The organism is Glaciecola petra (assembly GCF_031846345.1).
GTDB classification, from domain to species: Bacteria; Pseudomonadota; Gammaproteobacteria; order Enterobacterales; family Alteromonadaceae; genus Glaciecola; species Glaciecola petra.
The window spans coordinates 1,577,910-1,592,040 of sequence record NZ_JAVRHX010000001.1; the positions used below are offsets into that span (position 1 = coordinate 1,577,910).

General features: G+C 41.6%; 10 protein-coding genes. 5 read left to right on the forward strand and 5 right to left on the reverse strand.

Going from position 1 to position 14,131, the window contains the following annotated elements:
• Positions 1 to 129: 129 nt before the first annotated feature.
• The gene (locus tag RM552_RS06955; protein WP_311368044.1) at positions 130 to 957 is read right to left on the reverse strand and encodes a mechanosensitive ion channel family protein; all 828 of its coding nucleotides are present in this window, start codon (positions 955 to 957) and stop codon (positions 130 to 132) included.
• Between the two features lie 281 nt (positions 958 to 1,238).
• Between RM552_RS06955 and RM552_RS06960 the strand changes: the two genes are divergently transcribed.
• From RM552_RS06960 to RM552_RS06975, 4 genes are all read left to right on the forward strand, one after another.
• Positions 1,239 to 2,678, forward strand: coding sequence for an NAD(P)-binding protein (locus tag RM552_RS06960; protein WP_311368045.1), 1,440 nt, complete (start codon positions 1,239 to 1,241; stop codon positions 2,676 to 2,678).
• A gap of 43 nt (positions 2,679 to 2,721) precedes the next feature.
• Positions 2,722 to 3,414, forward strand: a complete 693-nt coding sequence (locus RM552_RS06965; RefSeq protein ID WP_311368046.1) for a hypothetical protein — start codon at positions 2,722 to 2,724, stop codon at positions 3,412 to 3,414.
• Positions 3,415 to 3,551: 137 nt separating this feature from the next.
• A complete protein-coding gene (locus RM552_RS06970) occupies positions 3,552 to 7,331 on the forward strand; it encodes an immunoglobulin-like domain-containing protein (protein ID WP_311368047.1) in 3,780 nt (1,259 codons plus the stop codon).
• A 58-nt stretch (positions 7,332 to 7,389) separates the two neighbouring features.
• Positions 7,390 to 9,288 carry a glycoside hydrolase family 16 protein gene (locus RM552_RS06975; protein WP_311368048.1) on the forward strand — a complete coding sequence of 633 codons (1,899 nt, stop codon included), beginning with the start codon at positions 7,390 to 7,392 and terminating at the stop codon, positions 9,286 to 9,288.
• A 65-nt stretch (positions 9,289 to 9,353) separates the two neighbouring features.
• Here RM552_RS06975 and RM552_RS06980 read toward each other — a convergent pair whose 3' ends face one another.
• A complete protein-coding gene (locus RM552_RS06980) occupies positions 9,354 to 10,379 on the reverse strand; it encodes an SMP-30/gluconolactonase/LRE family protein (RefSeq protein WP_311368049.1) in 1,026 nt (341 codons plus the stop codon).
• Between the two features lie 222 nt (positions 10,380 to 10,601).
• Between RM552_RS06980 and RM552_RS06985 the strand changes: the two genes are divergently transcribed.
• A complete protein-coding gene (locus RM552_RS06985) occupies positions 10,602 to 11,207 on the forward strand; it encodes a Yip1 family protein (protein WP_311368050.1) in 606 nt (201 codons plus the stop codon).
• Positions 11,208 to 11,286: 79 nt separating this feature from the next.
• Here RM552_RS06985 and purF read toward each other — a convergent pair whose 3' ends face one another.
• From purF to RM552_RS07000, 3 genes are all read right to left on the reverse strand, one after another.
• Positions 11,287 to 12,804, reverse strand: coding sequence for an amidophosphoribosyltransferase (purF, locus tag RM552_RS06990; protein ID WP_311368051.1), 1,518 nt, complete (start codon positions 12,802 to 12,804; stop codon positions 11,287 to 11,289).
• A gap of 9 nt (positions 12,805 to 12,813) precedes the next feature.
• On the reverse strand, positions 12,814 to 13,305 hold the full coding sequence (locus RM552_RS06995) for a CvpA family protein (protein WP_311368052.1): 492 nt from the start codon (positions 13,303 to 13,305) through the stop codon (positions 12,814 to 12,816).
• Between the two features lie 84 nt (positions 13,306 to 13,389).
• Positions 13,390 to 14,130: an SPOR domain-containing protein gene (locus RM552_RS07000; RefSeq protein WP_311368053.1), complete on the reverse strand. Its 741-nt coding sequence runs from the start codon at positions 14,128 to 14,130 to the stop codon at positions 13,390 to 13,392.
• Between the last annotated feature and the right edge of the window lies 1 nt (position 14,131).

Genomic DNA, 14,131 nt, shown 5'->3' on the forward strand with positions numbered 1-14,131 from the left:
AGTGAGAAAAACGCTCACATTTAGCAAGCGTCTAATTCTTACAGAGCAGTCTAAAAAAGCAATCTAACAAAAAAGGAGTCGAACACTGAGTTTGACTCCTTTTTTTAAACCAATTCTGCGTTTGCGAATTTAGTCTTCTTTCACCATGATCACTTTTCTGTGTGGGAATGGGATTTCAATACCTGCATCATCTAGCGCTCGTTTAATTTGCTCAGGCACCGAATAACGAATATCAAAATAATGTTCACCATGACAGAAGGGGCGCACAATAAAGTCAACTGAACTGTTGTTGAGTGTTTCAACTTCAACAAATGGCGCAGGATCTTTCAAAATATGTGGGTGTGCAGCCAGCACGGTATCAATCACTTTTCTTACAGCTACAGTATCTTCACCGTAAGCCACACCAAATACCATATTTACACCACGAATTTCATGATGGCTATGGTTAATAATTTGTTGCCCCCAAATTTGGCTGTTTGGGATAATGATTTGTTGATTATCAAAAGTTTGTAGAATTGTAGTAAATAGATCCACTTCTGTTACTTTACCAAACTGCCCTGCTGAATCGATAAAATCATCCACTTTGTATGGGCGGAATATAAGCAACATAACACCAGCGGCTAAGTTAGACATTGCGCCTTGTAAAGCCAAACCTACGGCTAAACCAGCTGCACCAATTAATGCCACAATCGAGGTTGTTTCAACGCCAAATCGGTTTAAAACAGCAATGAAAACAAAAGCCAGGATGACATATCTAACTATACTGCCGAAAAATCGGAATAAAGTATCGTCAAGTTTGTCGTATTTTTTACCTATGGCATGCACCATTTTGTATGCTTTGCCCGCAATCCAAAAACCAATAATCAGTATTAACATCGCTAATAAAATATTGGTGGCCCAAGCAAGTGCAGCAGGTAGATATTCGTTGATATCAAAATTTTGCAAAAATTCTTGCATAACGTAAACTCCATTTTGTAGTTTATTGTTTTTATAAATATCACATGGTAGTGAAAGTGTGGCGTTGGTATTATGAGGCCTTTAAACGCCAATCGCGCCTATATTTAAGATTGCTAATCAATTCAGCGCGTCGTTCAGTATAAACATCTAAAAATTAATTTCCTCATAAACTTACATAATTTGGATAAGGTCAAGTACACTTTTGTATGTACAGACCAAATGAGTCACAATAGAATTGGACCCAATTGAAAACAGTAAAAACAATAATAAAGGAAGCTGTCATGCCAATTAAGCCCTTAGCCGATGAAATAAGCGCCGACTATTTAATTGTTGGAGCAGGAGCCAGTGGCCTTGCTTTTGCCGACACATTGCTGCACGAAAGTGACGCCACCATGATTATTGTTGATAATCGCTACAAACCTGGCGGCCATTGGAACGACGCCTACCCTTTTGTGACATTGCATCAACCCTCGGCTTTTTATGGGGTAAATTCTAAAGAATTAAGCAGTGGCGAATTAGACAAAGTAGGCTTAAATAAAGGCTTGAACGAATTAGCCACAGGCGCTGAAGTACAAGCGTATTTCGAAAATGTGATGAATGATACTTTATTGCCTAGTGGCCGTGTTCAGTATCTGCCAATGTGCGAATTTGATGGTGACAAAGGTATTAAGCACATTCCCAGTGGCAAGCATATTTCGGTTAACTATTCCAAAAAACGTGTGGACGGCACATATTATAAAACCGCGATACCCGCAACCCATACACCGCAATTTAAATACGCTGACAATACTCGCTTAGTGCCACCCAATGCATTGCCAACGCTGGTGCCAAAGGCTGCTGACACTATCGACAACTATGTGATTTTGGGCGGCGGTAAAACCGCTATCGACACTTGCCTTTGGTTATTGCAAAACCATGTTAGCGCCGAGCAAATCACTTGGTTTATGCCTCGTGACGGCTGGCTGATAAACCGTAAAAACGCGCAACCTACTAACGCTTTTTTTAGCGATTCAATAGGCAACCAAGCTTGCCAATTCGAAGCTATCGCTGAGTCAACTTCAATCGACGATATGTTTGTACGCTTAGAAAAAAAAGGCGTGTTTATGCGCCTCGACACAAATGTGTGGCCCGAAATGTTCCATGGCGCTACTGTGTCTGAAGACGAACTTAGCTGCTTACAAGCAATCAAAAACGTCATTCGCCTAGGCCGTGTGCTTAACATCACAGAATCTAGCATCGAATGCGTTAAGGGCAACATAGATGCACCGTCAAACGCAGTATTTGTTGACTGCACCGCTAGCGCCATCACCAATTTAGAGATAGAGCCCGTATTCCAAAACGACGTCATTAAATTACAAACAGTTCGCGCTTACCAACCCGCCTTCAGTGCGGCATTTATTGCCCACATTGAGGTAACTTACGACGACCAAGACAAAAAGAACCAGCTCACCAACGTAGTGCCCTTGCCCAACACTTTAGAGGATTGGGTTGAACTCACCTATAAAAACATGATGAATCAGTTTTTCTGGGGCAAAGAGCCGGGCCTTAAAAAGTGGATGATCAACAACCGCCTTGATGGCTTTTCGCGCTTGGTCAGCCAAGTTAAGTTTTATGAAATTAGTAAGTTGAAGATTTTGAATCGAATGCGCCTTGCGGCTAAGCCCGCTATTGGGAGGTTGAAGGCTTATCGGGAAGAAATTGCCAAGGGTAAAAAAGTCTAAAAGTTCCAGAGTATCATTTGCGTTTATTTAAAAGGAAATATTCATGTCTACACCGCTTAAGTTTGACGAACCGTTGCAGACGCAACTAACTGAATTTTTATCACATGCAAATAAAGAAAAGAACGTACCCTTTTTTCGAAAGCTTGCCTTTTGGTCGTTCTTGATTGGTTTAGCGGGTGTTATCTTTGGCGCGGTTAATATTCAAGATAAAGCTAGTCAAAAACTCATTTATGAAAATCAAATAGCGGGTCAAAAAAATACGATTTCGAATCTACGGTCGATAGAAGCTAATCTTAATGAAAATCTTACTCAGATAGAAAATGAACGACAATCGATTATCAATAAAATGCAAGGCTTAGGAGAATGGATTGAAGATAGTAATAATATTTCTACCAGCGGTATTTTAGACCTCATATCGATACGAGTTTTTACTATAAAGCGAGAGGGTATGACCGGCAAAAACACTCGATATAGAACGTATATCTATTTGGATTACCCAGATCTCGTTGCAGACGACATAAAAGAAAAGGTGATAGCCGTTTCTTACGAAACAGACATTCTACTGAAAAAAAATGCCACTTTAAATGTTAAGTCTATTGGAGAAAATGGTTACTGGCAAAGCAGCTATGACGGAAGTGGATCTCCACAATATGTGACTGCTACCATCACTATTATTGGACCAGATAACAAACCAGAGGAATTGACCAAGCAATGGTTAACAAATGAAACTTCGTAAAACTAGCCTTTTTACAAGCAGTTAATCAAGGACTCTGACCCTTTAATCCTATTTTAGCGACCTTTTACCGAAAGTTGCTTACAATTTTAACATTCTTGATACATTCTTGCTGCGCCTAAATCAAAAGAGAATGCTTCATGAACAAACTCGCGCAGTTGGTAACAATTGGATTATTTACGATAACATTGGCTGCTTGCGGAGGTTCAAGCGACTCAAGCTCTAGTCAGCCAGAGCCACCTGCTCCTACTCCAGACACTACACCACCTGTGATTACCTTAAGTGGTGACGCATCGATTACCATTACGGTTGGTGAAGCGTTTACAGACCCTGGCGCAACTGCTACTGACAATATAGATGGCACCGTTGCCGTGACTGTTGATACGCCAAACCTAGATGCCGTAGGCACTTACACGGTTACTTACACCGCTACTGATGCTGCAAATAATCAAGCAACGGCTACAAGAACCGTAATTGTTGAGGCTGCGCCCGACACTACTCCTCCTGTTATCACGTTGAACGGCGACGCAAGCATCACAATTACCGAGGACGATACTTATACAGAGGCAGGTGCTAGTGCCACCGATGATGTAGACGGCACAATTGACGTGACTATTAGCGGTTCGGTGGGACAAAGTGTAGGCACATATACGCTTACTTACGAAGCAAGCGATGCGGCAGGCAATCAGGCAATGGTTACCCGCACAGTGATTGTCGAGGCTGCTCCAGATTCTACTGCACCAGTAATTACATTAAATGGTAGCTCGATTATTCGTTTAGAGCTCGGTCAGGCTTATGTAGAAGAAGGCGCAAGTGCAAACGACGACGTTGATGGGTCAATTAACGTTGTAATTAGTGGCACCGTTGGTCAGTCTTTAGGCTCTTATACCATTACCTATACCGCCACTGATGCCGCCGGAAATAGCGCTAACGCTTCACGCACTGTAAACATAGTAAGTAGCACCCCCGTTAGCGACATGAGGCAAGATGTGCTAGTTGCCAATCAGGTAGATCCTGTTTGGAACAATGGCTTGCAAGCTTTTGATCAAGCTTTGGGTTTTGGCAACTGTAATAATGATTCAGTAGCATGCCCAAGCATGGAATGGACAACAGTGACTGATGCCGAACGAGGTGATGTACTCCAAATAACCCATAAAAACGGCAATCAATTGGCAGGCTTTTTTATTAGTAGCTCAACACCACAAAACCTAACTGAGTTTGCTCAAGGCAGCATTAACTTTGACATAAAAGTAGTGTCTGGTGCTACCTCAATAACGTTTAAATTAGATTGCGTATTCCCATGTACTTCAGGCGACGTGTTGTTGGGCGCTCAACCAAGTGATGAGTGGGTAACAGTCAGCTATAACATACAAACACTTATCAATAGTGGTTTAGACATCACAAAAGTCGATACCGGCATTGTTATATGGGCTTCTGAAACCACTGACACTGTCTTTTTGCTCGACAATGTATTTTTCTCAACCGAAGCCGGCACAGATGTAGAGCCCGAACTACCAGATTTTACTGACTTTACCGCTATGACCTTTGGTGCTGGTAATATTTCAGACACAATCAACCCTAACAGTTATAAGTGCGTATTTGATTTTGGTAACTGGATTTATAATGCAGGCGTCGTTGAACCTGGAATTGCCGGTTGTGATACAACTACTGGCACACCTCAAGGCACGCCAACCAAGTTATTCCCTCACGTTTCTGGCCCTGCCGCCACTCGACCACTAGCCAATGCAAGATGGTGGGGGTCAGTTTCATTCTCTGGTGAAATGGAAATAGGCAATCCTAACGATGCCGCCTACATTACACCCGACCCAATGACAGCCCGCATTACTCAAAAAGGGGTAAGAATTTTAGGCATACCTTCTGGTTTAAAAGTCCAAGGTAACGATTTTTTGTATGCCATCCCCGACCCATTCAGTGAAGTTTTTGATGGTATTGCCGTTGGTAACACAGAGCACGACGACTTAGACGCTAGGTTAAAAGACAACAGTGACGGCTCAGTAACCGTTGCATGGCATGATGGTAGTGATGAAGTTATGCAAGCCACATTTGTTCACGGTTCTCCTCATGCTTTCTTTGAGGTGTATCAAGGTGAAATGCAAATTAGAACCTTGCGCGCTGACGGTGGCGAAAAAGGCATTTTCTACAACCAAGGTAATACATTGGGTGTTTGGACGAGTGTTGCTGGTAACGCAAATAATTTCCTAATTAGCGGTGATTCGAGCACAACATTTGCTGACATTGCCTCGCAAGAAATCACCCTAAGTAGCGATAGCAAAGCTTATACGGTCACTTTGTTGCCGCTGACTTCAGGAACGCCGACTAGCGCAATGATAGACGCCTTTGTTGCTACAGCTAGTAATGTTATCGCAAAGGTTGATATTGATTATGCTGTCGACCATTCCACAAACAGCGTTACCATTACTCATGCATATAAAAATAGTAACGGTGATGCAGTCTCTACAATGGCGGGAATGCAGCCCTTGCATTGGAAAAATTCTGCTACACAAACGAGTGCATACTCAATTAGAAGCGCACGCGGGATCACAAAGTTTGCTAATGTAAGTTCATTTAGCTACACCATCCAATTTGTTGGTATTTTGCCTGCTCTACCATCTGTGTCTCAAGACTTAGATACAGACTTAGTCACTGCCCTAGTGAATGAGTTTGTTGATCAAGGCGCATCAACCTATAACAATAGAGTAGATGCCTATTGGGCGGGTAAAAATTATGGAAAAGTGTCGGAACTCATTGGTTTAACCGACCAAATGAACTTGACGACACAACGTGACGCTTTAGTTACTTGGTTAAAAACCGAACTTGAAGATTGGTTCACAGCTTCTACAGACGGCAATCTCGATGTCGAAAAATACTTCGCTTACGATGACGATTGGGACACTTTGTTGGCCATGGAAGAGTCGTTTGCGTCTCATCAACAGCTTAACGACCATCATTTCCACTATGGTTATTTAGTAAGAGCTGCGGCCGAAGTTTGTCGCTTTGATTCAGCTTGGTGTGGCAGCGACCAATATGGCCCAATGATTGAATTATTGATTCGTGATTTTGCCGCAGGCCGTAACGATGATATGTTCCCTTACCTGCGCCATTTTGACCCTGCCAATGGATTTTCGTGGGCATCGGGTCGAGTCAACTTTGCTCGGGGAAATAACAATGAATCAACATCAGAAGCAGCAAACGCATATGGCGCCATTATTCTTTATGGCATGCTCACCAACAATCAAGAACTAATCGATCGTGGCATTTACTTACATGCTTCTACTGCCGCAAGTTATTGGGAGTATTGGAATAATATCGATGGGTACAACACTAACGATCCAAGCTTGAATAACTTCCCAGACGGATACAACCGCATTACCACTTCAATAATATGGGGAGACGGTGCAGTATTTTCTACTTGGTTTAGTGGTGCCTTTGCGCATATCTTGGGTATTCAAGGTTTACCAACTAATACGCTTAGCTTGCATATTGGGCAATATGCTGACTACTTAGCTGATTATGTTGAGCTTGGCCTAAGTGAATCGAGCAATAATAAACCTTCAGGTTTGATTCCGGATCAATGGCGTGACATATGGTGGAAAATCTGGTCGATGACAGATGCTAATGCGGCTTTTGCAGATTATGAAACGCTTAACTCTTACGAACCAGAAGCTGGTGAAACAAAAGCCCACACCTACTATTGGATTAAACAATGGCAAACATTGGGACAAATGAAGACTGGTTCTGGCGACATTACCGCCGATTATCCAAGTGCATTGATGTTTGAAAATAGTGGTACTAAACACTATGTCGTTTATAACTTTAATGACACAGAGTTAACTGTTACCTACAGTGATGGCACAGAAGTGCAAGCTGCACCAAATGACTTCACTGTAGTCTCCAACTAAGTTTCAGAGGATCAAGGGGTCAGAGTCCTTGATGTTTAAAAAAGGTGAGGTTGAAAAAATGATAAAAAAAGCTCGAAAAAATATTTCATTGCGATTTGAGTCAAAAATTTTCACGTTATTATTTTGCATAATGGCCGCCGCTTTTTCAAAGGCTGGCTGGGAAGTCGCATGGATAGAAACCTTTGATGGCGATGGCGTTAATTGGAATAACTGGACCGCTCAAACACAAGCTAATTATAATAATGAGATACAGTGTTATACCGATGATGATACGTCGGCTGACCGCAACTACGAAGTATCTGACGGCACACTTAAAATCATTGCTCGCAAACAAAACATAAATTGCCCCGGCCAAAATGGCGCGTTCCGCACTTGGACCTCAGGCCGACTTAACAGTAAAGACAAAGCCGAATTTTTATATGGCAGAATAGAAGCCCGATTGCGGTTTTTAGAACTTAAGGGAGGCACATGGCCTGCGTTTTGGATGCTTGAAAACCGCATATCTGAACAGCCAATTAAAGGTGATAACGACAACGTAAATTGGCCCAATCCGGGTGCGGGTGAAATTGACGTTTGGGAGTGGTATGCAAACCAAGCAGACCGGTATATCACCAACTTTTTTAATGCAGCCAATTGTGGTGCAGAACAACGAATACCGTATCCTGGTGGTTCTCCTGATGTCACAGACTTTCAAACCTACGGTATAGAGTGGACTAAAGACAATATTAAGTTCTTTATGAATGATCAGGTGGTCGCTGAACATGACTTATCTAATTGTCCGCAATACGAAGAATCCATGTTTGTTTTATTGAATGTTGCAATTGGTGGCACCTTAGGTGGCTCGCAGGACCCAACGCTTGATGAAGCAACCATGGAGGTTGACTATGTGGCGCATTGTGTAGCAAGCGAAGCCAACGATTGGCAACAATGTAACGAAAGTACCCCTAAAATTGCAGATGATGACGGTGATGGTGTGAGTAATGCAACTGACGAATGCCCCAATACACCCAACGGCGCAACGGTAAATGCTGTAGGATGTCAAATCAAAACAGAGCCAGATACTGCTGCCCCAAAGCCGGTAATACCTGATGGGCAGGTAATTTCTTTGTTTAGCGATGAATACAGAAACATTGATCCAATTAATTATAACCCAAACTGGAATCAAGCAACACGCGTAACAGTGGTCGACATAGAAGGAAATACTACCTTAAAGTACGAAAATCTAAATTATCAAGGCACTGATTTTGAAAACAGTAAGCAAGATGTAACAGAAATGAAGTACTTACATGTAGATTATTGGGTACCTTTTATGAATGAATTAAAACTCTTCTTAATTAGTCCAGGGCCGGTTGAAGTACCTTTTAACTTTGACGTAAAAGAACAGTCTTGGCAGTCAGTAGCCATTCCACTTACCGCATTTAATGGGGTAGATTTAACAAACACCTTTCAACTCAAAATTGAAGGCAGCGGCACGGTATATTTAGATAATATATTTTTTAGCGCAGAAGCTGAAGCAAACGTCGCTCCCCGCTTATCTCTATCTGTAGTGCAGGGTACAAGTACAAACAACAACATTGTCAGCGATGGCGGTACGGTAACAATTACTGCAGAAATAACAGACGATAATGAACAAGATACCCACTCGCTAGAATGGAGCGTTACTGGTACCAGCAATTTTACAAGCAATAACATGCAGTTGACTTTTGACCCCGAAGGATTGACCGCAACAGAAATAATTGTTTCTGCGGTAGCGTCTGACAACGGAAACCCAGTACTATCTGCCGATGCCAGTATCACCTTGCCACTCAGTCAGCCAGCTCCAGCACCTGTTGTGCCTCCCGTGATAGAAACTCCTGCAGCTGAAACCTCAGGTGGAGGTGGTTCTTTAGGAATCTTTTATTTAATGGGCGTATTAGTTGTCTGGTTTGCACGTTATAAAGCTAACACCAAAGGATAAGAGACATTAAAAAAGATGCCTTCATTACTGTTAGAGATTAAGTAACACTGACCCCCTTTTAAAAGCTACCGTAACGCTAATGCCAATAACTGGTCATGTGCTGTCATAAACAGTGTTTTTTCGTCACCTGATAAGGTGCAGTTTGCGGTTTTTCTGCCGGTGAAAATGCGCGCGAGCACTTTGCCTTTTGGCGAAAATAGCCACACACCGCCCGGGCCAGTTGCAAAAAAGTTACCACTAGAATGCAATACCATGCCATCAGGGTAGCCTTCATGGCCCTTTTTGTCGACTAAATCACTAACATCATAAAAGCTTTTTTTATGGGTAAACTTGCCAACCGAATTTTTAGTAAATTTTATCCATTCGAGCTTTTTAGGGTCAGAAACAGCAACTATTAGGCTTTGTTCATCATTGCTTAAGATGATGCCATTAGGATATGACACCGAATCGTCAATGAGGCTTAGCTCGCCTTTTGGGCTTAGTTTGAATATTCCCTGAAAATCGAGTTCTTTAGCGGGGTCATTCATGCCACCTGATAAACCGTATGGTGGGTCAGTAAAATACAAATTACCTTGACTATCAAACACCGCATCATTAGGACTATTTAAACGCTTTCCTTGGTAATGTGACACTAGGCTTTCGTATTTAGGCTTGTCGTTGTCAAGGCCGATAGTATTTAAATCATAAGTAGATATGCGTCGGTCGCCATGTTGCATCAACACTAATTTGCCTTCGCCATTTATTAACAAACCATTAGAGCCTTGTGTTCCGGCGTCAGCATAAATATTTGTTGAGCCAGAAGGCGCTAGGTACTCTGTTACGCCTTCGCCTTCTTTATATTTGTAAACTTTATTCTCAGGTACATCCGAAAATAATAAATAGCCTCCATCACCTACCCAAACCGGCCCTTCAGACCAAGAATATCCCTCCCCAAGTGTTTCTACGGAAGCAAACTCATTTATTATTTTAAAGGCGCTTTTGTCATACACTTCAATACGGGGCGCATTATTTTGCTGGGTATAAGCGGTAACGCTAAATATACTTAAAGCGCAATACAATAAAATGCTTTGTGCTATGTTTGGTTTTATCATCTAAGGTCCAGAATTCTTAACATTGAGATATCGTTGGACTGCCAAAGCGCTTGTGCAGTTCAAACTGATTAACCACAAAATTAAGTTTGTGTAATAAATAACAAGATAATGACACCAATGCCTTGTTAAGCACTTGTTAAATCGGTATTAATATTCTATATTCACATTGTTATTTTTTAGTGAAAAATAACCGTAAAAATAATAATACTAGGAGCAAGAGCAGTGATTTTGAACCATTTATGGGGTATTTATACTAGCCCTAAAGAAGAGTGGAAAAACATAGATAAAAAGCATGAAAGTTATTTTTATGCCCTAAGCCACATAATGATAATTGCACTCATTCCAACAGGAATGGCGTATTACGGCTCAGCTTACTTAGGCTGGGACATTGGAGCTGGTGTCACTGCAGACACCATAAGACTCACTCATGATAGCGCGCTAGCAATGTCTATTGCCATGTATTTTGGTCTCATTTTTGGCGTCATAGCGCTAGCTGTGCTGATTCATGAGTTAGCGAAATCTTTTGATGCAACACCTACTTACACGCAGTCTTTAGAAATTGCTGCATATACCGCAACTCCTCTGTTTATGGCAGGCTTTGGCGCGTTTTATCCGCAGCTTTGGTTTTTGATGACGGTTGTCTTGGTGGGTCTTTCATATTCTGTATATTTACTTTATACAGGGGTACCAATTATGTTGCATATTCCAGAAGAAAAAGGCTTTATTTTTTCTAGTTCAGTCGTTACATGTGGATTAGTATTAATGGTGATTCTGATGGCATCATCTGTCATCCTTTGGAGTATTGGCCTTGGCCCTGCTTACCAATAGCAACTGCAATAACATTCAAAAAAAAGAGCCTTTAATTAAGGCTCTTTTTTATTGTGAAACACTTGTTTTTATACAAAGGCTAATTACTCATATTATGCATTTCTAGGTTACTTAACTCTGTTTGAATGGTTGGGCTTCCTTTTGCAGATTCACCCCTTGCTTTGTCGATGCGCTCTAAATAATCTTGATTCACGTCGCCGGTCACATAATTACCATCAAATACTGAAGTTTCAAAACGGGTTATTTGTGGGTTTTCTTCATTTACGGCATCAACTAAATCGTGTAAGTCTTGAAAAATAAGACCATCCGCTTTAATACACTCACTAATCTCATCTATTTCTCGCCCATAAGCGATGAGTTCATTGGCAGAAGGCATATCTATGCCATATACATTAGGAAATCTAATTTCTGGGGCAGCTGAGGCGAAATAGACTTTTTTAGCACCCGACTCTCTGGCCATTTCAATAATTTGTTCTGAGGTTGTGCCACGCACAATTGAGTCGTCAACTAGCAAGACGTTCTTATCTTTAAATTCCGACTTAATAGCATTAAGTTTGCGCCTGACAGATTTACGACGTTGAGTCTGTCCTGGCATGATGAAAGTCCGACCGATATATCTATTTTTCACAAACCCTTGGCGATAAGGTAAGTCTAGGGTATTGGCGATTTGCAGTGCAACATCCATAGATGTTTCAGGTATGGGGATAACCACGTCAATATCGAGTTCAGCCCATTCTCTTTTTATTTTTTCACCGAGTTTACGACCCATATTCACTCTTGATGCATAAACCGATATGCCGTCAATGAAGGAATCGGGACGAGCAAAATAAACAAATTCGAATATACATGGGTTGAATTTAGCCATAGGCGCACATTGTTTAGTATGTAACTGCCCTGCCTCGGTAATATAGATAGCTTCACCCGGTGCTACGTCTCTGACAAAGGTAAATCCTACAGCGTCTATTGCAACGCTCTCAGATGCGACCATGTATTCATCGCCCAACAAGGTTGTGCGCTTACCCAGTACTAGAGGACGTATGCCGTTAGGGTCTCTAAAGGCGACCATTCCAAAACCAATGATGGCCGCAACAACTGCATAAGCCCCACTAATTTTTGCATGTGAAAGCGCTACAGCGTCAAAGATATCGTCAGGGGTCACTTCAAAATCACTGATTTTGGTAAGTGCATCTGCAAAGATATTCAATAATATTTCAGAGTCAGAATTAGTGTTAATATGCCTACGCGCTACCGTAAACACTTCTTTTTCTAGGTCATGAGCGTTCGTCAGGTTGCCATTATGGGCAAAGGCGATACCAAATGGAGAGTTCACATAAAAGGGTTGAGCCTCAGCCGAGCTTGAACTACCAGCCGTGGGGTAACGACAATGACCAATGCCAACATTACCAGTGAGTCGGTGCATATGACGAGTATGAAAAACATCTCTGACTAAGCCATTAGCTTTGCGCAAATTAAACATGCTTTTGTCTATAGTCATTATTCCAGCCGCATCTTGGCCACGATGCTGTAAAACCGTTAAAGCATCGTAAATAGACTGGTTAACCGCTTCTTTACCGACTATACCCACTATGCCGCACATAAATAAATCCTATAATTGATCAGTAAGAAAGCTCGATCTGTCTTTCATAAATTCAAAAAACCACTCGATTATAGAGCCAAATTCAGGCACTAATACCGACTGCTGCCACCACAGAGAATCAGAAAACCCTGTGAAGGTATCAATAAAAAATAGCACAGCACTTACAATTAATACGCCTCTGAGGGCCCCAAAAACTGCACCTAGGACTCTGTCGGTACCTGTGAGACCAGTTGCTTTAACCAGTTGTGAGATAATGTAGTTAATCAAGGCGCCTGCTATTAAGGTACCAACAAACAAAATACCAACAGCAGCTGCGTTACGCATTGTTAGATCTTCAATTTGGGTAAGTAACTGAGCAAGTTCGGGATGAAAACTGCGAGCGACTAAAAAAGCAGCAATCCAGACAGACAAAGAAATAGCTTCTTTAAAAAAGCCTCTAATTAAGCTTATGACTGACGACAGTACAATAATGCCTAAAATAGTTAAATCAAACCAATTCATAGGTTTACAATGTTCCTGTAAAAGCGGTGGAGTTATGCTTTGCAGTTATGCCTTTTGAATGGGTTGCAAGTGTAGCAAATTATATCATTTAGCGCTAACCTCAAATGCAGTAATTTTGCCTTTTAATTTGGTTAGTTCGTTTAAATGTGGAAGGGCTTGCTCCAAGCTTTCTCGGTCTAGCTCTGGGCCCACAAATACTTTATTTAACTCTCCGGCAGACGTTGTAATTGGCTGAGAGAAAGCTCTATAACCGGCTTGTTTGAGGGTTTTAATCAGCTCTCGCACATTTTTTTCGTGCCTAAAACTCCCTAATTGTATCACCCATGCTGCTTCTGATTTTTTAGCGGTATTTGTATCAATTTTAGCCACCTCTGGTTGTGAGGCTTGGCTAACATTCACCGTTGTGGCTCCATTTGAAGTAGTGTCAGCCTCCTTGTCAATTGATTCATTTGTATTTTCATTTTCCGGGTCAGCATTAGTCGAATCACCCTTTGCGGAAATAGACGTATTATCTGAATCAATATCTACGGTTACAATATCACTATCACTATTCTGAGCTAAATTATTTACTTGTTCATCGTTTTCATCTACCGCTGTTTCATTAACAATTTCTACGGGCAAACTGACTTCTGCCTCAATAGCTTGGGTATCAATATTTGTATTGCTGTCGCTAGCAACTTCAATTTTATCAGCAGCGGGAGGTACATTTACAAATTCTTGTAAATTGGTCCGTTTTTCACCATCGAGAAGTTCAGGAAGTAATATTACAATGAGGGCGACAACAATGATGGTGCCAATCAATCTATTTTGTAAGGTACTAGACATA